The sequence below is a fragment of the Novosphingobium sp. ERN07 genome (assembly GCF_012641335.1).
Taxonomy (GTDB): Bacteria; Pseudomonadota; Alphaproteobacteria; order Sphingomonadales; family Sphingomonadaceae; genus Novosphingobium.
The window spans coordinates 476,901-501,495 of the sequence record NZ_JABAID010000001.1; the positions used below are offsets into that span (position 1 = coordinate 476,901).

At 62.8% G+C, this 24,595-nt stretch carries 18 protein-coding genes; 7 read left to right on the forward strand and 11 right to left on the reverse strand.

All coding sequences use genetic code 11. The annotated features are described in order from the left end of the window. Genes HGI47_RS02400 through HGI47_RS02415 form a run of 4 tightly spaced genes read right to left on the reverse strand, consistent with a single transcriptional unit; the run spans position 1 to position 6,092 of the window. Positions 1–1,212: a CaiB/BaiF CoA-transferase family protein gene (locus tag HGI47_RS02400; RefSeq protein WP_168851153.1), complete on the reverse strand. Its 1,212-nt coding sequence runs from the start codon at positions 1,210–1,212 to the stop codon at positions 1–3. Between the two features lie 5 nt (positions 1,213–1,217). Beyond that, the gene (locus HGI47_RS02405) at positions 1,218–3,104 is read right to left on the reverse strand and encodes a hydantoinase B/oxoprolinase family protein (protein WP_168851154.1); all 1,887 of its coding nucleotides are present in this window, start codon (positions 3,102–3,104) and stop codon (positions 1,218–1,220) included. A gap of 17 nt (positions 3,105–3,121) precedes the next feature. Continuing rightward, positions 3,122–5,170: a hydantoinase/oxoprolinase family protein gene (locus tag HGI47_RS02410; protein ID WP_168851155.1), complete on the reverse strand. Its 2,049-nt coding sequence runs from the start codon at positions 5,168–5,170 to the stop codon at positions 3,122–3,124. 4 nt (positions 5,171–5,174) lie between these two features. After that, entirely contained in the window at positions 5,175–6,092 is a 918-nt protein-coding gene (locus HGI47_RS02415; protein ID WP_168851156.1) for a hydroxymethylglutaryl-CoA lyase, read from the reverse strand. 278 nt (positions 6,093–6,370) lie between these two features. On the opposite strand from HGI47_RS02415, the gene HGI47_RS02420 reads away from it, so the two are divergent. The 4 genes from HGI47_RS02420 to HGI47_RS02435 are packed head-to-tail and all read left to right on the forward strand — an operon-like array spanning position 6,371 to position 11,330. Then, the gene (locus tag HGI47_RS02420; RefSeq protein WP_168851157.1) at positions 6,371–8,908 is read left to right on the forward strand and encodes a TonB-dependent receptor; all 2,538 of its coding nucleotides are present in this window, start codon (positions 6,371–6,373) and stop codon (positions 8,906–8,908) included. Positions 8,909–8,963: 55 nt separating this feature from the next. Next, positions 8,964–9,626, forward strand: coding sequence for a GntR family transcriptional regulator (locus HGI47_RS02425; protein WP_168851158.1), 663 nt, complete (start codon positions 8,964–8,966; stop codon positions 9,624–9,626). A 38-nt stretch (positions 9,627–9,664) separates the two neighbouring features. Then, the gene (locus HGI47_RS02430; protein WP_168851159.1) at positions 9,665–10,456 is read left to right on the forward strand and encodes a histidine phosphatase family protein; all 792 of its coding nucleotides are present in this window, start codon (positions 9,665–9,667) and stop codon (positions 10,454–10,456) included. After that, positions 10,449–11,330, forward strand: a complete 882-nt coding sequence (locus HGI47_RS02435; RefSeq protein WP_168851160.1) for an NAD(P)H-hydrate dehydratase — start codon at positions 10,449–10,451, stop codon at positions 11,328–11,330. Before HGI47_RS02430 ends, HGI47_RS02435 begins: the two co-directional genes overlap by 8 nt. On the opposite strand, the gene HGI47_RS02440 is transcribed toward HGI47_RS02435, so the two are convergent. From HGI47_RS02440 to HGI47_RS02460, 5 genes are read right to left on the reverse strand one after another with little or no spacing between them, the layout of a single operon-like run. Continuing rightward, positions 11,299–11,700, reverse strand: a complete 402-nt coding sequence (locus HGI47_RS02440; RefSeq protein WP_168851161.1) for a (2Fe-2S) ferredoxin domain-containing protein — start codon at positions 11,698–11,700, stop codon at positions 11,299–11,301. The genes HGI47_RS02435 and HGI47_RS02440 overlap by 32 nt on opposite strands. Then, positions 11,697–13,799, reverse strand: coding sequence for a S9 family peptidase (locus HGI47_RS02445; protein WP_168851162.1), 2,103 nt, complete (start codon positions 13,797–13,799; stop codon positions 11,697–11,699). Before HGI47_RS02445 ends, HGI47_RS02440 begins: the two co-directional genes overlap by 4 nt. A 44-nt stretch (positions 13,800–13,843) precedes the next feature. After that, entirely contained in the window at positions 13,844–14,278 is a 435-nt protein-coding gene (locus HGI47_RS02450; protein WP_168851163.1) for a DUF2497 domain-containing protein, read from the reverse strand. A 41-nt stretch (positions 14,279–14,319) separates the two neighbouring features. Beyond that, positions 14,320–15,774 carry a TolC family outer membrane protein gene (locus tag HGI47_RS02455; protein ID WP_168851344.1) on the reverse strand — a complete coding sequence of 485 codons (1,455 nt, stop codon included), beginning with the start codon at positions 15,772–15,774 and terminating at the stop codon, positions 14,320–14,322. A gap of 5 nt (positions 15,775–15,779) precedes the next feature. Continuing rightward, positions 15,780–16,373, reverse strand: coding sequence for a protein-L-isoaspartate O-methyltransferase (locus tag HGI47_RS02460; protein WP_168851164.1), 594 nt, complete (start codon positions 16,371–16,373; stop codon positions 15,780–15,782). 169 nt (positions 16,374–16,542) lie between these two features. Between HGI47_RS02460 and HGI47_RS02465 the strand changes: the two genes are divergently transcribed. The 3 genes from HGI47_RS02465 to HGI47_RS02475 all read left to right on the forward strand — a co-directional run bounded on the left by HGI47_RS02465 (position 16,543) and on the right by HGI47_RS02475 (position 20,858). Then, the gene (locus tag HGI47_RS02465) at positions 16,543–18,066 is read left to right on the forward strand and encodes a fumarate hydratase (RefSeq protein WP_168851165.1); all 1,524 of its coding nucleotides are present in this window, start codon (positions 16,543–16,545) and stop codon (positions 18,064–18,066) included. A gap of 79 nt (positions 18,067–18,145) precedes the next feature. Beyond that, entirely contained in the window at positions 18,146–20,089 is a 1,944-nt protein-coding gene (locus HGI47_RS23010; RefSeq protein WP_370521601.1) for a histidine kinase, read from the forward strand. 10 nt (positions 20,090–20,099) lie between these two features. After that, on the forward strand, positions 20,100–20,858 hold the full coding sequence (locus tag HGI47_RS02475) for a LytTR family DNA-binding domain-containing protein (RefSeq protein ID WP_168851166.1): 759 nt from the start codon (positions 20,100–20,102) through the stop codon (positions 20,856–20,858). A 9-nt stretch (positions 20,859–20,867) separates the two neighbouring features. On the opposite strand, the gene HGI47_RS02480 is transcribed toward HGI47_RS02475, so the two are convergent. Beyond that, positions 20,868–22,685 carry an AMP-dependent synthetase/ligase gene (locus tag HGI47_RS02480; protein ID WP_168851346.1) on the reverse strand — a complete coding sequence of 606 codons (1,818 nt, stop codon included), beginning with the start codon at positions 22,683–22,685 and terminating at the stop codon, positions 20,868–20,870. 133 nt (positions 22,686–22,818) lie between these two features. Further along, positions 22,819–24,585 (reverse strand): gamma-glutamyltransferase, encoded by a 1,767-nt coding sequence (ggt, locus tag HGI47_RS02485; protein WP_168851167.1) that lies wholly within the window; start codon positions 24,583–24,585, stop codon positions 22,819–22,821. Positions 24,586–24,595 lie beyond the last annotated feature (10 nt).

The following is a 24,595-nucleotide window of genomic DNA, read 5'->3' on the forward strand; positions in this document are numbered from 1 at the left end:
TCAGATGACGCCCCGTTCCGCCATTTGCTCCAACGCAGCTTCATCAAGGCCGAGCAGTTCGCCATAGATTTCGGCGTTGTGCTGCCCAACCTTTGCCGGGGCCGGGCGGCGCACCGTGCCGGGCGTCAGCGACAGCTTGGGGAAGCTTGACTGCATCTTGAGCGGGCCGAAGCGTTCGGTTTCAACCTCGATGATCGCCTCACGCGCCTGAAAATGCGGGTCTTCGAGCATGTCGGGCGCGCGGTACACGCGGCCTGCGGGGATCGAATATTCGATCATCAGCGCATCGACCTGATCGATGGTGAGCGTGCGGGTCCACTGGTTGATCAACTCGTCCAGTTCATCCTGATTTTCACCGCGGGCAATGTGCGTGGCATAGCGTGGATCATCGCCCAGTTCATCGCGCCCCATCGCGCTGGCAAGCCGCTTCCACAGCGAATCCTTGTTCGCGCCGATCATGAACTCGCCATCCTTGCACGAATAGACGTTGGACGGCGCGATGCCTTTCAGGACCGAGCCGGACCGTTCGCGGATAAAGCCCGTCCGATCATATTCGGGGACGAGGCCTTCCATGACCTGCAACACCGATTCATACAGTGCGGCATCGATCACCTGCCCACGCCCGGTCTGCCCGCGTTCGTGCAGCGCGGCCAGCACGCCCATGCAGCCGTAAGTGGCGGTCAGCGTGTCGCCGATGGAAATACCCATGCGGCTTGGCGCACGGTCCGGTTCGCCCACGATGTAGCGCCATCCGCCCATCGCCTCGCCAATGCCGCCGAACCCTGCGCGATCCGAATAGGGGCCGGTCTGGCCATAACCGGACATGCGCGCGATGATCAGGCCGGGCTGTTCGGCCAGCAGCACATCGGGGCCAAGGCCCCACTTTTCCATCGTGCCGGGCTTGAAGTTTTCGATCAGCACATCGGCATGAGCGATGAGCTTGCGCACCAGGGCCTGACCTTCGGGCACGCGCAAGTTGGCGCTGACCGAACGCTTGTTGCGCGCGATCACTTCCCACTGGACCTTTTCCGAGCCTTGCCCCCAATCTCGCATCGGATCGCCAGTTACCGGCGGTTCGACCTTGATCACGTCCGCACCCATATCGCCCAGCAACTGGCCACAGAACGGCCCGGCCAGCAACTGGCCCAGTTCGACCACGCGGATGTTGCGCAGTGCGCCGGGATTGGTAGGTGCGGAACCGGTAGCAGTCATCGTCTTCACTCCGCCGCTTCCAGAAGCGGCCATTCGGGCTGGATCGGGGCTGGCAGGCCGGTTTCGCTTTCGCAATTGGCGCGCAGCACGTCTATGCCGGGGCCATAGTTGAACACCGGCAGCGCCCCTCGCTCTTCGCGCAGGCGCGCGCGCAAGGCTTGCGTTTCGGCAGAATTGACCGCGCCTCGGTCATCCACCACCACACCATAGGCCCGCGCACCAGTTGGCGTGATCAGGCCTTGCGCGATTTCCTTTGCCACAAGGGCAGCATCGCGTTCCAGTGGATCGCCCCAGCCACCGCCGCCCCAGGTGATGAAGTGCAGCACGTCGCCGGCTTCCACTTCAAGGTCTTCCACCTTGTTTCCGACGATGGTTTGCATGCCATCGGGCTTTTCGAGGATCTTGCGCGCCCGCGCGCCCGGCTCGCCACCATTGACGCCCCACGGCGGCACGAACCAGCGGTCATCGTGGATGGCAATCGTGCCTTTCGACAGGAAGCGGTAAGTCATGCGGATGCCGTTGCCGCCGCGATGGAGGCCTGCGCCGCCCGAATCCGGCTCGCACTCGTAACGCTCGATCACCATCGGGAAATAGCGTTCGAGGAATTCGTTGGGCACGTTGGTGAAGCCCGGCCAGAGCGAATGGCCATCTGGCCCATCGCCCATCGGGCGGCCCGGAATCCCGCCGAAACCGATCTGGAAGAGCTGGAACCATTCGGCATTCTTGCCCGGACGTTCGTCATTACCTGCGTAGAACAGGTGGGGCGATGAGGAGAAGCCCGCAGCGTTCAGGAATTCCGGGGTCTTCTGGCCAAGCAATCCGCCCAGAATATCGAAGATGCGGCCAAGTGCATGGGTGCGGCCCGAAAGTGCGGCGGGGAACTTGGGCTTCAACAGCGACCCTTCGGGAATACGCACGTCGATCAGATCATAGAACCCGTCGTTGAACAGGATCTGCGGATCGAAGACCATGATCATGTAGATGCCGAAGAACATCTTGAACATGTTCTCGTTCAGCAGGAAATTGATCGAGGCGACGGACTGGGGATCGGTGCCCGCAAAATCGAGCACGACCTTTTCGCCCTCGCGCCACATCGTGCATTTGATCTTGTAGGGGCCGAACCCCATGCCATCATCGCAGATGTAGTCTTCAAAGCTCACCGGCTCTTCGGCCACGGCCATGCCGATCAGTGCTTTCATCGCGCGATGGTTGCGGGCGAGCAGTTCCTGTGTGGCCGAGACATAGACGTCATCGCCGAAACGCTCTGCCATCTCGATCACGCGACGCGCGGCTACCCGGCACGATGCAATCAGGGCATTCAGGTCCGCCGCGCACCAATCGGGCTTGCGCGTCTGGTGCATAACAAGGCGGATCAGGTCTTCGTTGTAATCGCCCTTCTTCCAGATCTTGACCGGCGGGATGCGCACCCCTTCTTCGAAGATCGAACGCGCGTTGATCGGCATTGAGCCGACGACCTTGCCGCCGATGTCGCTCTGGTGCCCGAACATCGATGTATAGGCGATGAGCCTGCCGTCCTTGAACACGGGAAGCAGCACAAGCCAGTCGTTCGAATGGCTGATCGCCCCGCCGACCGAATAGGGATCGGACAGGAAGATCATGTCGCCGTCTTCCAGCGTCCCGGCATAGTTTTCCAGAAAGCCGCCGATGAAGCTGCCGAACTGGCCGACGATCATCTTGCCGGTGTGATCCGCAATCAGCGGGAAGGCATCGCCCTGTTCGCGGATGCCGGGCGACATCGCGGTGCGCACCAGTGTGGCGTCCATTTCGATGCGCGCGTTGCGCAGTGAGTTCTCGATAATGTCGAGCGTGACCGGATCGATGGCGACCTTCTCGAACGGCGTGTTATTGGTCTGGACGATGGTTGCAGACATGTCTCGCGCTTCCTCTCTCAGGCCAGATTGATCAGAATGTTGCCGACGTGGTCGACAGTGCCCACGCAACCGCTTTCGATCAGCGTGGTAGAATCCATCTCGCAGACGACGGCGGGGCCGGGGATCACGTCACCGGCGCGCAGCTTGGCGCGGTCATAGATCGCGGCGGGTTGTTCACGCCCGTCCATCCACAGCACATGATCACGCATCTTCGCGGCAGCAGGGTTACCGTCGCCCTTTTCCAGTTCGGCGGCGGGCAGATCGAGCGCGCGGCCCATTGCCACGGCGCGCAAGTTCACGATCTCGTGCGGGGTATCCATGTTGAAGGTGAACAGCCGTTTGTGTTCGGCATCGAAGCGGGCGAGGATGCCCGCCACGCCATCGGCGTTCAGCACGTCCGGGGTGATCGTCAGCGGCACTTCAAAGGCCTGCCCGGCATAGCGCACGTCGACTTCGAACGCAGTGCTGATTTCGTCTTCTGGCACACCGTCTGCCAACAGTTCGGCACGGGTCTGCGCGGCCATTTCGTCAAGGATGGCGATCAGGTCTGCCGCTTCGGTCTGGCTAGCCAGGCGGCTGAAAGAGCGTGCGGTTTCAGTGCGCATCCGCGTCGTCGCATCGCCTAACGCACACAGCACACCAGGGCTTACGGGTGAGATGGCAGGCCATGACCCCATCAGGCGGGCGACGGCGTTGACGTGGAGCGGACCAGCGCCGCCAAAGCCCATCAACGCGAAATCGCGCGGGTCATAGCCCTGCTGGACCGAGATCATGCGCAGCGCGCCGAACATGTTCTCGTTCACGATATCGATGATGCCGCGCGCGGCAGCCATCAGATCGATCCCAAGTGCATCGGCAATGGTCTGCACAGCCTTCTTTGCGCCTTCACGATCAAGGTTGAACGTGCCGCCCAGCAGGTTTTCGGGCAGATAGCCTAGCACCACGTTGGCGTCGGTCACGGTCGGCAGCGTGCCGCCCTTGCCGTAAGCCACAGGGCCGGGAACCGCGCCCGCTGATTGCGGGCCAACGCGCAGTGCGCCGGTCAGTTCAGGCACATAGGCGATGGAACCACCGCCCGCGCCCACCGTCTTCACGTCCAGCGCCGATGCGCGCACCGAAAGATGGCCCACTTCGGTGGTGCGCTGGCGGCGCGCTTCAAGGTTTTCGATCAGTGCAACGTCGGTGCTGGTGCCGCCCACGTCCAGCGTCAGGATGTTCTTGATCCCAGCATTGCGCCCCACCCAGATCGCGCCGGTCACGCCACCTGCCGGGCCCGACATCAAGATGTTGACCGGATGCTCTTCGGCCTTCTGTGCGCTCATCAACCCGCCGTCCGACCGCAGCAAGGACAGCTTTCCGTTCATGCCCGCATCGGCAAGGCGCGACCGCAAGTTGGACACGTATTTGCTCACGACCGGGCGCACGGCGGCGTTCGCTACGGTCGTCAGCGTGCGCTCGTACTCCTGCATTTCGGGCAGGACTTCGTGGGAAAGCGAAACCGGCAGGCCCGGCATGATTTCCGCTGCAAGTTCGCCCACGCGCTTTTCATGCGCGCCGTTGGTATAGGCATTGATCAGGCTGACCGTGATCGCTTCGACGCCATTGGCCTTGAGCGCGGAAAGCTGGTTGCGGATATCGGTATCGTCGATAGGGCGGATTTCCGCGCCTTCTGCGCTGATGCGGCCTTTGATGGTAACCGTATCTTCAAGCGCGGCCAGCGGTTGCGGTTTGGGCCATACGATCCACCCGGCAAGCCCGCCCGGCACAAAGCTGCGCGCGATCTGCATGACATGGCGATACCCCTCGGTGGTGACGAGGCCCACCCGCGCACCTTTGCCTTCCAGGACGGCATTGGTGGCCACCGTTGTGCCGTGCAGGAAGTAATCGACATCGCTTGGGCTGATCAGGGCGTCTGCGCAGATTGCGGTCACCCCGTTGAGGATACCTTCGGAGCTGTCATGCGGCGTCGATGGCGTCTTGTGCCGCCAGAACGCGCTTGATGCCGTGTCGAACAGCAGGAGGTCGGTGAACGTGCCGCCCACGTCCACGCCAAGGCGATAACCCATGCTCTCAGTTCTCCTGAACGGGTTTGGGGAAGGCGGGGGCCTGCGCCACCATCGCCGGAAGTTTGCGATCCATCACCGATGCCAGCCAGCGATTGGCCGCGATCAGTTGCGAAAGGTCCATGCCGGTCTGCACGCCCGCGCGGTGGAGCATGTAGACCACGTCCTCGCTCGCCACATTACCCGCAGCGCCGGGAGCAAAGGGGCACCCGCCAAGCCCACCCAGCGCGGCATCGACAGTGGTCGCCCCGGCCTCTACTGCCGCCCAGACGTTGGCGATGCCGGTGCCGCGCGTGTTGTGGAAATGCACGCGCACCGGCAGCGGAGCGACGGCGGCTACAACCCGCCGGACGAGGCGGCTGACATGGGCAGGATCGGCCACGCCGATGGTATCGGCCAGCGCCACTTCAGTCGGCTTGGCCTCGGCCAGTGAAGCCGCCATTGCGACCACGCGATCTTCGCTGACTTCGCCTTCGAACGGGCAGCCGAACGCTGCGCCGATGGTAACCTGTCCTTTCAATCCGGCAGACTTGGCCATCGCGACAATGGCTTTGGCGGCGACCACCGATTCGTCGCTGGTCTGGCCCTGGTTGGCGATGGCAAATCCATCGGTCGAAACGCAGACCGCGCCCAGTTCATGCAAACGCCCCGTGCCAATCGCGCGCTCAGCCCCTTTGGCGTTCAGGACAAGGCCGATGTAGCTGACGCCTTCCGCATCAGGCAGGCCTGCGCAAACCTCTTCAGCGTCTGCCATCTGCGGCACGCGCTTTGGGTTGACGAAGCTGGTCACCTCGATTCGCCGGGCACCCGCAGCAATGCTGCGGCGGATCAGTTCGAGCTTGTCCGCCGTCGAGATCAGCGTCTTCTCGTTCTGCAAACCGTCGCGCGGGCCGACCTCGACGAATGTGATCTCGCGTGCGCTCACGCCGTGTCTCCGGCAAGGTGTGTCTGCAGGTTCGGTTTCATCACGCGCTCATCCTGTTCGTATGCAAATAGACATGCAGTCGTTGGCAAAACCGGCGAAACCTTCCCATAAGAACAGGTTTTCAACCACCTTGACCAATCGAGTTTGTATACAATAAGCTGCCTGTCAGACAAGCGAGCGTCAAGAGGGTGGGCTTCGGCCCAAGCGTTCGCAAGCCGGATTGCCGATGATCGCATTTCCTTTGGGCAATGCACGCGGCCAACAGGGAGGTTTGAGACATGCGTGCCACCCGTTTCCTCTTGAATACCGCTGCGATGGGCCTGATGGTGTCTGCCGCACCGGCCTTTGCGCAGGACATTCCGCAAGACACCGCTGCCGCCGAAGACGGTGGCGATGCGATCATCGTCACCGCCCGCCGTCAGAACGAACGGTTGCAGGACGTCCCTGCCTCCGTCTCGGTTCTCACCGCCAGCGCGTTGCAGAACACCGGCGCGGTCAAGGCCGAGGACTTCACCCAGCTTACCCCTGGCGTCACGATCGTTACGGGCACGGCAGAGGCGGGTGACACCCAGATCAACATTCGCGGGATCAACGGCGCGCGTGACGCAGAAAGCTCGGTCGCGCTGGTCGTGGATGGCATTCTCAAGACCAATACCGCGCAACTCAACCAGCCTCAGGGCACGCTCACGCAGGTCGAAGTGCTGAAAGGCCCGCAAGGCGCGCTCTATGGCCGCAATGCCGCTGCTGGCGCAATCGTGCTGCAAACGATGAAGCCGACGGACACGCTGACCGGCGGCCTACGCGCATCCTATGCCAACGAAGCGACCTATGAGGCGACCGCGCACATCGCCGGGCCGCTGGGCAGCAATGCGGGCTTTGTGCTTTCAGGCTATTACTTCACCACCGACGGATGGTGGCGCAACACCTTCCTGAACAACACCAAGACCGTCGATGACAAGGAAAACTGGGCCGTCGATGGACGGTTCATGCTCGGTCAGGGCACAGCAACGCAAGTGGACGTAAAGGCCCGCTATGCCGAGTTCAAGGGCGCGTCGCTGCCGTTCAATGCCGCATTTCACCTGCCGCTGTTCGGCGCGGTGAACCCAGCGTTCTACGAGGACGTGAACAAGCACCCGTTCAACTTCTATAACAACATCCGCGCAACCAACGACCAGAAGAGCATCGACGCCTCGATCAAGCTGGACCACGAGTTCGGCAATGGCATGAAAGTGGTGGCCTGGGGCCTTTATTCCGATGTCGATCAGGATCTGGTGGCCGACGGCACCTCGGCAGATTTCGCCCGCTTCATCAGCGCGGCTGATCCGGCGGTGGCCAGTTCGGTCAATAGCTGCTTTGCCAGCACAGCCGCGTTGACTGGCTTCCCGGTCAACCAGCCCGGCGCCATTGGACAGATCCCGGTGCCGTTCATCTTTGCGCCGGCCAACGGCTCCACCTTTGGACCTTACAGCCCCACCACCTGCGACGGTACACAGTACCAGTTGCGCCAGCAGGAGGACGTCAGTGCCGAAGTGCGCTTGCTGTCCAACACCGATGGCCCGCTAAACTGGCAAATCGGTGGCTATTTCCTGCATATTGATCGCAAGACCGGCGTCAGTCTGGGGGCCGACACCGGACAGGGCACCATCAAGCAGCTTTACAATGCGCCCAATTCGGCAAACCCGACATCGCTTCTGCTGGCCGACAAGTTCAAGACCAATGTTTACGCCGCGTTCGGTTCGGCGGAATGGAAGCCTTCGGACCAGTTCACTGGGGGCTTGGCGCTGCGTTATGATATCGAAGACCGCGCAGCCAGTTCGCTGGTGCCCAATGCGCGCGATCCCTTCACCGGCGGACCGATCAACCCCGGCCTCGCGTTCGGGGCCTTCGTGCCCAAGAGTGCGACGTTCAAGCAGCTTCAGCCCAAGATTACGCTGAGCTACCGGCCCACGCCGGATCTGAACATCTACGCCAACTGGGGCATTGGCTTCAAATCGGGTGGCTTCAACAACCAGGGCTCGTCCGCGGTGGTCAACGCCAGCTTCAATGATGGCGTGACGCCGGGCACCATCGATGCCGATGTGACGATCAACGATCTCTACCGCAAGGAACGCTCCAGCGCGTTCGAAGGTGGGGTGAAGGGCCAGCTTTGGGACGGGCGGATCACGTTCGATCTGGCAGGGTATTACACCCGCGTCACAGACATGCAGTTCTTCGAATTCTTCGTCGGCAGCTTCGGCCTGCTGCGTGTGGTTTCGAATATCGATAGAGTCGATATCAAGGGCGCTGAGATCAATCTGACGGGCAAGATCGTCGATGGCTGGAAGGTGTTCGGCTCGTTCAACGTGACTGACAGCGAGATCAAGAAGAACGCATCGCGCCCCTACACCGTGGGCAACAAATCGCCGTATACCGCCGACTGGACGCTGAACCTCGGTTCTGAAATCAATGCACCGCTCACCGACAGCGCCAAGCTGCTGTTCCGCGCAGACTATCGCATTACCGGGCCAACGTGGTTCCATTCGGTGCAGGATCAGGAACGCCCAACGATCTTCTCTGCGCTGCTGCCGATTTCGGCACTTGGCCTGCCCGGTTTCGTCGGCAATGCCCGATATGATGTGGCAAAGCGTGATGCCTTCGGCGTACTTAATGTGCGGGCTGGGATCACCACCGATCGCTATCGCATCGCGGTCTTTGCGGAAAACCTGCTGGATCGGCAGTATATTGCCGAAGCCATTCCCGCCATTGAGTTCGGCGGATCGTTTATCTCGCCAGGCGCACGCCGCCTGATCGGAGTTGAAGTAGGCGCATCATTCTGATCAGAGCGCTGGGGAGGCGGCGCACGCCGTCTCCCTGACCGCAACGGGAGCCATCGTGTCAAAAGCCTCGCAGGAAGCCTATCGCAAGATACGCGCCGGGATTCTTTCGGGGCATTTCCCGGCCGGCCAGTTCGTTCCTGAGGACGAGTTCGCGCAGTTCTGTGAAATGTCCCGCACCCCCGTGCGCGAGGCGATTGCCGAACTTGTGGCAGAAATGCTGCTCCAGCGGTCCGGTACCAACCGCGTCTTCGTTCCGGTATGGTCCGACGACGACGACGACGAACTGTTTGCCCTGCGCGCCATGCTGGAAAGCCATTGCGCCGTCCGCGCCGCGAGGCTCATCTCGGACGAACAGATCATCCAATTGCGCGCACATTGCGATTTCATCGACCGCGCAATCGCCGATGCCAAAGGGCCGGATGTTTCCGGGTTTGTCGAAGGCAACCGCCATTTCCATGCCGTTATCCTCGCCGCCGCGCAATCCGAACGGCTGGCCCAACTGATGAAGTTTGTGGTCAGCCAGATCGTCGTCCATCGCACGGCAGAACAGTATTCGCGCGCCGACATGGAACAGAGCCAGCGCGACCACCGCGATCTGGTTAGAGCCTTTGAAACGCGTGACGAAGACTGGGCACGCGCATTGGCCAACACGCACATCCGTCGGGCTGCCAGCGTCTACCGCACGATGCGGCAGGGGAGCGATGCAGGCGCCGATTGACGGCGGAACCTTCGCGCGTGATCTGCGCTTGAAGGGACATGAGCGACACCGAACGGCACCTAGGCGCACGTGACCGCTGGCCAGAAGTGCTCTGGCTGATCCGTCACGGCCAAAGCGCAGGCAATGTGGCCCGCGATGCGGCAGACGCGGCAGGTGACCTGCGCATTGCGCTCGATCATCGTGATGTCGACGTGCCGCTGTCCGAACTTGGACGTCGCCAGGCACGCGCTCTGGGCCATTGGTTTGCCAGCGGCAAGGAACAGGGCCAGCCCGAAGCCATTCTGTGCAGCCCCTATGTTCGCGCGGTCCAAACGGCCGAGATTTTCCGCGATGCAGGGGGGTGCGCCGCTGACTTGCGCATCTGTGTGGACGAACGGCTGCGCGAGAAGGAGTTCGGCATTCTCGATGGTCTGACCGTTCGTGGCATACATCACGACCACCCCGAACAGGCCGAATTCCGCCGGGTGCTGGGAAAATTCTATCACCGGCCCCCGGGTGGTGAAAGCTGGGTAGACGTAATTTTCCGCCTGCGGGCGCTGCTCGATACCATCTCGCTGCATTACGCAGGCAAGCGCGTGATGATCATGGCACATCAGGTGGTGGTCTTGTGCATGCGATACATTGTCGAGAACATGACCGAGGCTGACATCCTGGCGATCGACAAGGCTGGCGACGTCGCCAATTGCGCGGTGACCGAATACGTGATTGATCCAGCAGGCAAGGGCGACCGTGGGTTGATGCTGGCGCATTATAACCGGATCACCCCGATGGTGCGCGAAGGCACCGAGACGACGCGTGCGCCCGACCGGATGGTCGCCGCGCGTGGCTGATCAAATTGTCCTTGATGGCGAATGGCTGCGCGCCCACCCTCTGCTCCAGCCCGCTGAAGAGAGCGACAAGAATGCCCGCGGGCGCGTGCTGGTAGTCGGCGGTTGCACGACCGTACCCGGTGGCGTGCGACTCACTGCCGAGGCAGCCCTGCGTGCGGGCGCTGGCAAAGTGCGTATCGCCACGGTTGAGCAAGCAGCCATGCTGATCGGCGTGGCGCTGCCCGAAATGGCGGTTCTTCCGTTGGCAAGCGACGCTGCTGGCGAGATTGACGCTGCGCGCGCCGATATTCTCGTCCACGTCGAACGCTGCGATGCTGCGGTGATTGGCCCTGCGATGGGATGCGGGACGCAGGCAGCAATGCTGGTCGGTGCCGTCCTGGGGATGCCGTCTGCCAGCGCGCTCGTGCTCGATGCCGCGGCGCTCATGGCGGTCTGCGATCATGCCGCCAAACTTGCCGCTCGAACCTCTCCTGCAGTGCTCACACCACATCTCGGCGAAATCGCTGCACTTTTGCAATGCAGCGCGGACGAGGTGGAACAGAACCGTGCGCGTGCAACCCGCCTTTGCGCTGAACGGTTTGGCGCCGTGGTCGTGCTCAAAGGTGCCGTCAGCCTGATCGCCACGCCCGACAGTTCGGTGTTCACCTACAGTGGCGGCAACGTTGGGCTTGCCACAGGCGGTTCGGGTGACGTGCTGGCGGGCATAACGGCAGCCTTGCTGGCCCGTGGGGCCGACCCGCTGCAAGCAGCGCTATGGGCGGTGTGGCTGCACGGAGAGGCTGGCCGGCGGTGTGCCGAAGCAATCGGGCCGATCGGCTATCTTGCCAGCGAATTGCTGGGCTTCATACCCCGAGTGATGCAGCGAGCGGGATAGGCGCAGGCGGCTTCAGGCGGAACTCCTCCACCGGCACGCCGCAAATCACATGTTCCTGCAGGATGCGTTCAAGCACTGGCGGGGTGCAGGAATGGTACCACACGTTGTCGGGGTAAACGACCGCCACCGGTCCGACCAGACACACGCGCAAACAGCCGACCTTGTTGCGCAGCACGCCCTGCGCCCCACCCAGCTTCAGTTCGCCCAGGCGCTTCTTGAGGTAGTTCCACGCCTCATCCCCCACTTCACGCGGGGCGCACTTGTCCTTGTCAGGCCCGGCGCACAGCAGGATGTGGCGCTGGGGGTTGAAGCCACCCAGCTTTTCCAGCGCCACTTCTGCCTGCAGGATTTCTTGCGCAGTAAAGCTCACTTACCGTCCTTCTTCAGCCACCGTTCCAGCCAATTGAACGAGGTCTGGTGCCACTGCAACGAGTTCTTGGCCTTCAACACCCAGTGGTTCTCATCCGGGAAGACCAGCAGCTCCGAAGGGATTCCGCGACGCTGCAACGCGGTGAAAGCGCCAAGGCCCTGCGTGTAAGGGATGCGGAAGTCCTTCTCGCCGGTGATCACCAGCATCGGCGTTTTCCACTTGGCAACGTGGTTCACCGGGTTCCACTTTTCGAACTCTTCCGGTGCTTCGTAATAGGGATGCCCGCCGTGTTCCCATTCATCGAACCACAGCTCTTCGGTTTCATAGGCCATCGCCCGCGCATCGAACACGCCATCATGCTGGACGAGGCATTTGAAGCGGTCAGGCCACACCCCGGCGATCCAGTTCATCATATAGCCGCCATAGGAGGCCCCCGCCGCGCAGGCGTTGTCTCCATCGATCTGACCATCCAGCGCGATGGCTGCGGCAAAGCCCTTTTGCAGGTCTTCCAGCGGCTTTCCGCCCCACTGCCGGTTGATCGCATCGGTGAAGGCCTGCCCGTATCCGGTGGAACCGTGGAAATCGATCGAGACGATGGCATAGCCTTGGCTGGCCCAGACGCGCGGGTTCCAGCGGTTTGACCAGCTATCGTTGTAGGAACCTTGCGGCCCGCCGTGAACGAACAGCACCGATGGCAACTTGCCCTTTATCCATGAAGGCTTGGTGATCTGGCCCCAAACGGTATCGCCATCGGCACCCTTGAAGCTGAAGCGCTGGGTGACGACCGGCGCGCGAGCCGATAGTGCCGTGGTGGCGATATCGGTAAGACGCGTACCTGCTTTGCCCGGCTTGCCGAGGTAGAGTTCTGCCGGAGCATCGATTGAGTCACGAGTGTAGAGCAGTCGCCCGTCCTTGAGCGGCACGACACCACCGATATGCCCTTCACGCCCCGGACTGAGCGTGAGCCTGGTGACCTTGCCGCTGGCCGGATCGATACGGAAAGCTGGCGCATCCAGCACGTCCTCCGCCGTGGCGATCAGCGCCTTGCCATCGGGCGTCCATACGAGCGAGGCGACCGAGCGATCCCACGCACCGGTCAGTTCTCGCCGCGCGCCGGTTTTCAGGTCGATCAGGTTCACCACCAGCCTGTCAGCTTCATAGCCGGGCCGCGCCATTGCGGTATAAGCAAGCCACTTGCCATCGGGCGAAGGGGCAGGGGTGTTGTCCGTGGCCTTGTTGTCCTCGGTCAGGTTCTTGGGCGCTGCGCCATCCAGCGCAGAATGCCAGATGTCGAGATTGGTCGAGGTTGGTTCGTGCCGGTCGGCCTGACGGGCGACGAAGAACAGCGATTGCGAATCCGCAGCCCATGCCACGTCTTCGCCCCCGCCAAAGGGTTTGCCGGGGCTGTCGCCGGTCAGCGTGCCAACCGGGCCATCAGCGGCCTTGCCTGCGCCCGCTGCCTTGCCATCAGCGTCCAGATCGAACGCGAAGACGCGGCTGTAGTTACCCGGCGTTTCCCAGGAATCCCAGTGGCGGACAAAGCCTGCGCCATCGGTATAGTGCCGTCCCGTGCCGGGGCCGGGCAGCGCGGTGTTGCCGTCGCTCTCGCAACCGAAGGTCGCACAAGTCCGGGCAATATCGCCCCAGATGGCAAGGCGCTTTCCGTTGGGAGAGAGTTCGAATCCGGCGACTTCAGCTTTGAAGGCGGTAACTTGTGTGGTTACGCCGCTGGCCGGATCGACCTTCCACACCTGCGTGGTTTCGGCTTCGCCAACCTTGCGGTCTGAAAGGTAATAGAGCGCGCCGTCGGGGCCGAACGCAGGATCGCTGGCGCTGCCGCCGGTGTCGATGCGGCGCGGCGCACTCTTGCCATCGATGCTGCGCAACCACAACGCTGGCGTGCGCTTGTAACTTACCGGATCGGTCGTGGTGACGACATAGGCGACAAGCTTGCCATCGGGGGAGATCGCGGAACCGCCAAGGCGATTCAGCGTCACCAGATCCTGCGGCGAGAAGGGAGCAGCCTGCTGGGCAAGAGCAGGTACGGCGAATGCGACGGCAAGCGAGGCCGCCGTAAGCAACTGCGAGTTGGTTTTCATGGAAACCGGACTAGCGCGTCAAACCCCCGGCGCAAACCGCAAAATCAGCCGCGTTTCCCGGCAATGCGGGCAATCTCAGCGGCCACCATCTTTTCCACCATCGCGGGCAGATTCTTGTCCAGCCATTCGGCCAGCATGGGCTTCAAAAGTTCGCGCACCAGCCCTTCGAGCGAGGTTTCACCCGAACGGACGATCTGCGGCGCTGCGCCGGGTTTAGCCAGCATTGAAAGCGCTGCCAGCGATTCGCGCATTGAAGCGGCTGCGGCATCGGCAATCAACCCGCCGGTTGCTGCATCGTCATCTTCGGCGGCTTCGGTCAATTCAAGCACTTCGGCGCTGGGTCTTGCAGCGATCGGCGCTTCGGTGCGCGCCGGTTCTGTCCGCCCACGGTTCGATGCTTCGACACGATTATCGCGCGCGATCACTTTCTTGATCGATTCGAGGATTTCCTCGACGGACGGTTCACCGGCCTGACGCATCGCAACTATAATCCCCAAGTGCCCCTGTTACGCCGATTCTGTTACGGACGCGGCGAGGGTGGGATTGTCGCATCCTGTGCGGGCGTGTCAACGGTGCGTGTGGAAACGGGCTTCGGATCGGGATCGCGATCCCAGTCCCAGATGCGATCTTTCACCCGGTCATAATTGACCTGTGGATCATAAAGCGCCCCGCCATCAAGCCCGAGATCGTTGGCATCTGCCCGACCCATCGCCGCCAGCAGGTTGAAGCCTGCAACATAGGCGTTGCGACGTGCAGCCACCAATTGCACTTGCGCGCGCAGCAATTCCTGCTCGGCATCAAGGATATTGAGGATCGTGCGGTTGCCTACAGTGTTTTCCGCACGCACGCCTTCAAGGCTCAGCGCGGCGGCATCTACGGCGGTCTGGTTCATCGCGATGATTTCGTTCGCGCCCTGCCACGAGGCATAGGCTGAGCGGACCGAGGCGATGACCTGCCGTTCGATCCCGATTTCCTGTTCCAGCGCGGCGGATTCGCGCGCCTGTGCCTGCCGCGTCTGTGCAGCAGGGCCACCGCCCTGAAACAGCGGCACCGAAACGTTCACGCCCGCTTGGGCGGTCGTCACGCCCTGTCGCAGCGACTGGCCGGTTGCGGGGAAGGTGCCCTGAAATGCCTGATAGCTGCCGGTCGTGCTCAACGAGACGGTCGGCTTCTTGGCCGCATCGGCAACCTTCACGTCGTATCCCGCAGCCTTGCTGCGTTCGCGCGCGGCGATCAGATCGGGGTTGTTTTCCAGCGCGAAATCAACCGCGTCATCTGCCGTTGCGGGAAGGCCGGGCAGTGGCGGTGGCGGCGCAAGATCGACCGGCACCTTGCCAACTACCTGAATATAGCGTTCCCGGCTCGCCATCAGGTTCACTTCGGCAGTGCGCTGATCGCCCCGTGCCAGTGCAAGGCGGGAATTGGATTGCGCCACGTCGGTGCGGGTTACGTCACCGATCTCGAAGCGGTCGCTCGTTGCGGTGAGGTTTACCTGCAAAACTTCGACGTTGTTGCGATTAAGGCCGACGATTGCCGCATCGCGGATTACGTCCATGTAGGCGGCAACCACTTCGCTGAACACGCCCGATTCGGTGGCGCGCAGGTCTTCCTGCCCGGCCTCCACGCGCGTCTTGGCCGCACGGATCGAATTCTTAACCGATCCGCCCGAATAGACCGGCACGCCAAGGTTCACGTCCACATTGCCAGACCAGTCGGTGACCAAGAACGATGTCGGGTTGGCCTTGAGGATGCGAGTGTAGTTCGCTTGCCCGGCAAGGCTGGGCAGCGCGCGGGCGCGGGCCAGCGGCACACCTTCATCCGTCGCGCGCTGGGTGGCGCGCGCGGCCTGCAGCGTGGGGTTAGTATTATAGGCGCTGGTCAGCGCCTCGCGCAGATCATCGGCGTGAGCGGGCGTGGCAGCCAAAGTGGCAGCGCTGGCGCTCAGCAGCAGGCGCAGCGCCTTGCGGTTGGCCATAAAGTTCAGAAGCTCCACGTTTTCGCGGCGGCGAACTGCGGCAGCACGGCGAAATCGGCCTCGCCCAGCGGCGTGGCAACGACCTTCCCCAGTGCCTTGCGCGCGATGGCAAGACGGGTAACCCCGCGATCAGCAATTCCGGTGATCACCCGGCCATCATCGGTGAGGAGCGCTGCCAGCGATTCGGGCAGAACCTCTGCCGCGCCATCGATCAGGATCAGCGAGAACGAGCCATCTTGCACATCTGCCAGCGAATCGGCCTGGCTGACGCTTCCGGCCAGTTTGCCTGCCAGCGCGGCGAGGTAACCGTTGGCCGAGAACACCAACACCTTGTCGGCGGCGTTCACCTCTGCCGCTTCAAGCATCTGGCCATAGGTCAGCGCGGGCGAGAGCGCCTTGCCATCACCCAGCGGCACGGCCCGGTCGATATAGGCCAGCGCGCGGCGTTCGGCGGGCACGAAATCCTCACGCGGGACGGACGCGAAGGCCGCAAGAATGCCGGGCGAATTGACGCCGCTTACGCGAAGCTGGCTATCGATCATCGCACGACGCGCAACCTGCAGTTCATCGGCAGCCGGGCGGTTTTCAACCACGGTCATTGCAACCCTCATGTCCGAACAGGGGCGTCGATCAAACACGCGCCTCCCGCAATTGGTATCTGGCAAGTGCCTGTAGATTATCGATCTGCCGTTTCCAAGGGATTTGCATGTCGATTGTCGAGGCGTAAGGGGCGTTCGCAGTTTCTCAGGCTTTGGAGGGAATCCACAGATGGCCGAAATGGTGACGATCAAGGAAGCAGACCTGATCGAGAGCGTGGCCGACGCGCTGCAATACATCAGCTATTTCCACCCGATGGACTATATTCGCGCGCTGGGTGATGCCTATCAGGCCGAACAGGGTCCGGCCGCAAAAGACGCGATTGCGCAGATCTTGACCAACAGCCGCATGTGCGCCGAAGGGCATCGTCCGATCTGTCAGGACACCGGCATCGTCAACGTTTTCATCAAATGGGGGCAGGATTGCCGCCTCGAAAGCGACCTCTCGCTTCAGGACGTGGTCGATGAAGGCGTGCGCCGGGCCTACAATCACCCTGAAAACAAGCTGCGCGCCTCGGTTCTTGCCGATCCGGCCTTTACCCGCCGCAACACGCGCGACAACACGCCCTGCGTGCTTCACGTGGAAATGGTGAAGGGCAACCGGATCGTCGTCGATGTCGCGGCCAAGGGCGGCGGCAGCGAAAACAAGTCGAAGTTCAAGATGATGAATCCCAGCGATTCGATTGTCGACTGGGTGATCGAGATGCTGCCGCAGATGGGCGCAGGCTGGTGCCCGCCGGGTATGCTCGGCATCGGCATTGGCGGCACGGCAGAACACTGCGTGCTGCTGGCCAAGAAGGCGCTGATGGAGCCGATCGATATGGCCCAGTTGAAGCTGCGCGGGCCGCAGACCGATATCGAAAAGCTGCGCGTCGAAATCTTCGACAAGGTGAACGCGCTGGGTATCGGTGCGCAGGGCCTTGGCGGGCTTTCGACCATCCTCGACGTGAAGATCATGGATGCGCCGTGCCATGCCGCAGGCAAGCCGGTGGCGATGATCCCCAACTGTGCGGCCACGCGCCACGCGCACTTCGTGCTCGATGGTTCGGGGCCAAGCTATCTTGAACGTCCCAAGCTCGACGAATGGCCGCAAGTTCACTGGGCGCCCGATTCGGCCGCAAAGCGCGTCAATCTCGATACGCTGACGCAGGAAGAAGTTGAGGGCTGGAAGGCGGGCGACCGCCTGCTGCTCAACGGCAAGATGCTCACTGGCCGCGATGCCGCGCACAAGCGCATCAAGGACATGCTCGCCAAGGGTGAGGAACTGCCCGTCGATTTCAAGGGCCGCGTGATCTACTACGTCGGCCCGGTCGATCCGGTGGGCGCAGAAGTGGTTGGCCCTGCCGGTCCCACCACGGCCACCCGTATGGACAGCTTCTCGGATACCATGCTCGATCTCGGCCTGCTCGCCAGCGTCGGCAAGGCAGAGCGTGGCCCTGCGGCAACGCAATCCATCGCCAACCACAAGAGCGCTTATCTGATGGCCGTCGGCGGCGCGGCCTATCTGGTTGCCCGCGCGATCAAGCAGGCCAAGGTCGTCGGCTTTGAAGACCTTGGCATGGAAGCGATCTACGAGTTCACCGTAGAGGACATGCCGGTGACCGTGGCCGTGGATAGCGAAGGCGAAAACGTCCACAAGACCGCGCCGCTGGTGTGGAAGAAGAAGATCGCGGAAGAGAAACTCCTCCCCGCGTAACCTTGCGCTTCGATGAACAGCACATGCCGCCCGACCACCGTTCTGGTGTGTCGGGCGGTTCGCGTTTAGGGTTCGGGCAATGACGTCGCCGCAAATCGATCCCGGAATCCCGCGCGTGCCGGCCCGGCAGGTGATCCTGTCGGCTGCTGCGCTGTGGCTGTGCTATTTCCTGCTTATCACTGTGCGCGGACTGGTGGTGGAACTGGGCGATTTCACCGATCTGCTGTGGCGGCGCGGGCTGGTCACGCTCGCGGGAATTATTGTGACGGTGGCATGCTGGCCCTTGCTGCGCCGGTTCGATGCGCGTTCGCTGGCGGTGCGCGTCGGCGCGGCGCTGGTGATCATGCTGCCTGCCGCGCTCGCGCTGGCGGCGGTGAACCAGTGGGCGTTCGCTCCAGTCGAAAAACGGATGCTCGAACGCCTCACGCATGATGAGGATGCCGATCCCGCCAAAGCGCCTGACAAGGTGACAGTCGAGGACAGCTCGAAGAATCCCGCCGTCAAGATCCGCCGCGACATGGCCGGGAACGTGCTGGTCGATGTGCTGGACGAAGGCATCGTCGCGCCAGTTATCCCCGTCCCGCCGGAGCCACCGGAACCCGCCCCGCGCGCCGTGTCCAGCCCACCGCCCGCGCCCAAGGTATCGCCATCGCCGGAGCCGCTGCTCGACGACGATGACATTGCGGAGATCGAAAAGCTGGCGGAGGCGCGTGCCACCAGCGCGCTGCGCATGGCAGGCATCGTGCGCAACGCCGATGGCAGCACCGTGATCAGCCAGCCTGGCGTGGTGATTCGCCAATATGCCGATGGCCGGTCCGAAGTTCGCATCGGCAACAAGGTCTATCGCGATGATGGCGATGGTGAACTGACGTCCCCGGAAATGGCGCTTCCCGCGCCGCCCGCCCCACCGCAGCCCGGCGCAACTGCCATGCCGCCCGCGCCACCGGCTCCGCCCGCCGCAGTTCGCGAATCTGCGCGGCGCGAGGCACAGGCCGCGCTGCGTCAAGCCGAAGCCGCCCGCCGCGCTGCACTGGCACAGGCCCGCGCCGAGGCCGAGCGCGCACGCGCAGAAGTGCGTCAGGCAAGGCAGCGCGCCGCGCAATCCGCTCCCACACCCACCCCGTCAAAGGTTGCAACGCGGCCTGAGACCACGGTGTCGAAGAAGCCTGTAACTAGCGCGCCAGCAACCCCTGCACCCACCGAAGCTGCGCCCCCGCAAGCCGCCGCTACCGATGTGGCCACGTCTACCAGCAAGGTTACGATCATTCGCCAACTGGTGGAAAAGGAAGGCCTGTGGCGGCAGCTTACCGATGTCGCGCTGGGCCGCTATTTCTTGCTGATCGCCTGGGCTGCGCTCTATCTCGCGCTGGGCAATGGTGAACAGTTGCGTGCGGCGGAATACCGGGAAGGCGAATATCGTCGCGCCGCCAAGGCTGCCGAACTGCGATCCTTGCGCTATCAGGTGAACCCGCATTTCCTATTCAACACATTGAATTCATTGTCAGCTTTGGTCATGGTCGGTCGTTCTGAGCAGGCCGAGAAGATGATTCAGTCGATCTCCCGTTTCTATCGCCACAGCCTTGCCGGTGACCCAACCACCGACATGCCGCTGGAAGACGAGATCGCACTGCAACGGCATTATCTAGAAATCGAGGCCGTGCGCTTTCCCGAACGACTGCGCTGCGATTTCGATGTGCCGGACGATCTGATGAGCGCCTGCGTGCCGGGAATGATCCTGCAGCCGCTGGTCGAAAACTCGATCAAATACGGCGTATCCACCACGATTCGCCCGGTCACTATCCGCATTTCCGCGCGTGAGGCGGGCGGGTTCCTGATCCTCACCGTGGCTGATGATGGGCCGGGAGAAGGGCTTGCCAGCGGCAGCACCGGCATCGGTCTGGAAAACGTGAAAAGTCGCCTGATCGCCCGCTTCGGGGATGAGGCAAAGGTGGAAAGCGGCCCGCTTCCGGCAGGGGGATATGCCACCGTGCTGACCATGCCGGTGGTGCGGAACGAATGTTGAGGGGGCGATAGTGCGCACGCTGATTGTTGATGATGAACCGCTGGCGGTGGAGCGGATGCAGATCCTTTGCGCGCGCATCCCGGCGTTACAGGTGGTGGGCACCGCCAGCGATGGCGCAGCGGCACTACGCCTGATTGCTGCGCTGGCGCCCGATCTTGTCCTGCTCGACATGACGATGCCCGAAGTCGATGGCCTCGGCGTCGCTCGCGCGCTGGCTGGGCAATCCAATGGCCCTGCGGGGCCGGCCAATCGCCCGGCAGTCGTTTTCGTCACCGCGCACGACGATTTCGCGGTGGAAGCGTTCGATTGCGATGCTGTAGATTATGTGTTGAAGCCGGTGGCGCAGGACCGGCTTGAACGCGCGGTCGAACGTGCGCAGGCTCGCCGTAGCGCCGCTGCCGCCGAAACCCCGCTCACCCCGGAAAAGCCCGAAAGCGAATGGATCGAAGAATTCTGGGTGCCGCACCGTTCGGAACTGATCCGTGTGGGCGCGGGCGATCTTGAACGTATCGATGCCGAACGCGATTATGTGCGGCTGCATGTCGGCCAGCGGTCTTACCTGATGCTGCACACCATTGCCGGGCTGGAAGCGCGGCTCGATCCCGAACGCTTCATTCGCCTCCACCGCTCCACCATCGTGCGCCGTGATCGCATCGCCGGGCTGAAGCACGACGGTCTTGGCGTGTGGTCTGCCGAACTGGCGGATGGTTCGATGCAGCGCATCGGCCGCACGTATCTGGCGCGGGTAAAGGCGATGGCGGGGCGGTAAGCGTGCTCCTCAGGCTTTGTACAGCGCATCCACCCGCGTGCCGTACCGCTCCTTGATCTTGTGCCGCCGGATCTTCAGGCTCGGCGTCATTTCCTCGTTGTCGATGGTGAATGCCTCGTCCGCAAAGGTGAACTGGCGCACCTTTTCAATAACGGACAAATCCTTATTCACCCGGTCCACCGCCGCGCGCACGGCGTTGCGGAAGGCGGGCAGGTCTTGCAGCGCCTTGAAATCAAACGTCTCGCCCTGCGCGCGCGCCCATTCCAGTGCCCATTCGGGATCGGGCACGATCAGCCCGACGATATAGGGCCGCTTGTCGCCGCTCACCATCGCCTGCGCGATTTCGGGTTGCAGCGTCAACATGCCCTCGATCTTCTGCGGAGACACGTTGTCGCCCTTGTCGTTGACGATCATGTCCTTCTTGCGATCAGTGATGACGATACGGCCCCGCTCATCAATATGGCCAATATCGCCGGTGTGCAGCCAGCCTGCATTCGGCCCGTCCTTGGGGATGGCGCGCGCGGTTTCGGCATCGTTGTGCCAATAGCCGTGCATCACCAGTTCCCCTTGCACGAGGATTTCGCCGTCCTCGGCAATCTTCACGTCCACGCCTTTCATCGGCGGGCCTACCGTGTCCATCTTCAAACCCGCTTTGGGACGATTGCACGATATCACCGGCCCTGCTTCGGTCTGGCCATAGCCTTGCAGCATGGTCAGGCCCATCGCATCGAAGAACACGCCGACATCGGGGTTGAGCGGCGCACCGCCTGATACCATCGCCTTCATCCGCCCGCCGAACCGGGCCTTGATCTTTGGCCGCAGCGTGCGGTCAAGAATCAGGCTCATCGGCAGATCAATGATGCGGCCCTTGCCTGCCGCCTTGCGCCCGCCAATGCCCAGCGCGCGGTCCATCAGATAGTTGGCAACCTTGCCCTGCTTTTCCACCTGCTTCATGATGCGAGTGCGCAGCACTTCGAACAGGCGCGGGACGACGACCATTAGCGTCGGTCGCACTTCCTCGATGTTCGAGGCGAGCTTTTCCAACCCTTCCGAGTAGTAGATCTGCGCGCCCATGCCGATGGGCAGGTATTGCCCGCCGGTGTGTTCGTAAGCATGGCTGAGCGGCAGGAACGAAAGGAACACTTCCTCGTCCCACCCGAAATCCTCGGCAAGGATGAACGCTGCGCCTTCGACGTTGCACAGGATCGAACCGTGATGCAGCCGCACGCCGCGCGGGCTTCCGCCGGTGCCGCTGGTGTAGATCAGGCAGGCAAGGTCTTTGCGCCCCACGCCCGCCATGCGTGCATCCACTGCCCGGCGTGCCGCTGCACCATCACCCGTCGTCATGGCGCTCCAGTCATGAAACGAAAGCTTGCCCGCCTGCATCTGGCGCAGCGGCTCCATGCCGATCACATGTTCGACCCCCGGCGCCGATAGCGCAGCAGGCAGCAACGGTTGTGAAAGCTTCGCGGTGGACACGATCACCGCGCGCGCGCCCGAATTTTCCAGAATGTGCAAGTGATCGCGCTCGGTATTGGTGATGTAGGTCGGCACCGTCACCAGTCCTGCCGCCATGATCGCGTGGTCGGCAATGCACCATTCGGGCCGGTTTTCCGAAACCAGCGCCACGCGATCACCAGGATTCAGGCCCAGTCCGCGCAAGGCCTCTGCCAGTATGCAGACCTGCCGTGCAGCGTCTGCCCAACTGATCGATTGCCACGTACCGCTTTTCTTGGCCCACAGGAACGGGCTGTCACCGCGCTGGTCGGCGCGATCAAGGAACATCGCAACAAGATTGGGAAAGCCTGCGAAGTCGGAAAGCTGCACGTCTGGTTCCTCGGCCCAATGGCTTGTCGAAGGGCCGTTGCCAGCCATTCGTGTTGGTTTCATCGGAACCTAGTGGCGTGCCGCCCTTACGGCAACCTGTGTTGCGTGACGTCAGGTGCGCGTCAGGCACATCTCAGGGCGCTACTGCGGCCCCTTCGCTGCGCGGATCTGCCGCCCCGCGCCAGACCCATTTTCCGCCCACGCGCACCCGCTCAATGGCGTTGGCCTTGAACGATGGCGCGCGCGCCGAAACTTGCGTGTGACCAAGCGCCTGCAAGGCCGGGATCATCGCTTCAAGGCTGGTGCCTTTCTCGACAGAGACTGCATTGCCCGGCGCATAGATCACCGGAAGGGCAATCGCCTCACGCGCGGACAAGTCCCAGTCCAGCACGCCGATGATCGCCTTGGCCACTTGCGCCGGGATGGTGGTGCCGCCCGCCGCGCCCACCGCGAGCCGCAAGGTGCCGTCCGGGCCATAGATCAGCGTTGGCGCCATCGAACTGCGCGGACGCTTGCCACCTTCCACGCGGTTCGCGGTCGGCTTGCCGTCCTTGTCGGGCACGATGTTGAAGTCGGTCAGCTCGTTGTTCAGGTAATAACCGCCCACCATCAGCCCCGATCCGAACGGACCTTCGATGGTCGAGGTATAGCTGGCGGCATTGCCCCAGCGGTCCACTGTCACGAAATGGGTGGTGCCATGTTCTTCCTGCGGAGCGGGCCGGGCGAAAGCCAGTTTCGCGCCTGCAGGCTTGCCGGGCATGGCGGTGGCCATCGTCGCACTGTCGGATATCAGTGCGGACCGCGCGGCAATATAGGCCGGGTCCATCAGCCCGGCCAGAGGCACCGGCACGAAATCACTGTCGGCCAGATATTGTTCGCGGTCGGCATAGGCGAGCCGCTGTGATTCCGCGATCAAGTGCCAAGCGACAGGATTTGCAGGCCCCAGCGCTTTGATGTCGAACCGTTCAAGCTGCTTCAGGATCGTGAAAACCGTGGTTCCGCCCGAACTTGGCGGCCCCATCCCGCACACGCGATACTCGCGATACTGCCCGCACACCGCATCGCGCTTCACCGCCTTGTAGGCGGCAAGATCGGCGGTGGTCAGCGGGGACGGGTTGCGCGGCGCAGTGCCAACCTTGCTGGCCAGCAGCACGGCATTGTCACCGGTGTAGAAGCTGTCCGCCCCACGCGCTGCGATGCTTTCCAGCGTTGCGGCCAGTGTCGGGTTGCGCACCACGGTGCCCACCGGCAGCGGCTCTCCCGCAGTGTCATAGAACAGCGCCTGCGCTGCCGGATCGAAAGCGCCGGTGCGGTTTGCCGCGCTCAGCATCGATCGCAGGCGGGGCGTGATCTCGAACCCGTCACGCGCCAGCTTGATCGCGGGTTGGAACAGCGTGCGCCATGCGATCCGGCCCTTTTCATTGTGCGCCATCGCCGCCAGTCGCAGATTGCCCGGCACGCCCACGCTGCGTCCACCGATCACCGAATCGGGCCAGACCAGTGGCTTGCCGTCGACATAGAACCACTGTGACGTTGCCGCCTTCGGTGCGGTTTCACGCCCATCGATCGTCTCGACCGTGCCCGCAGCGTCTCCCAGTACAAGAAAACCGCCGCCACCAATGCCGGAGCTTTGCGGCTCGACCACGGTCAACGCCAGCATCGTGGCGATGGCCGCATCTGTCGCACTGCCGCCCAGTCGCAACATCTGCACGCCGGCCTCTGCCGCCCGCGCGTCGGCTGCGGAAACAAGGCCGCGACCGTCAACGGGCACACCTTCTGCCGCCGATGCAACGGGGGCTTGATTGGGCGGAGCCACCGAAGCGCCCGGTGGCGGCACGCAAGCCCCGGCAAGCAGAACGGCGGAAATCGGCAGGAAACGGAAATGGCGCAGAATGGTCATGCGCCCAAGG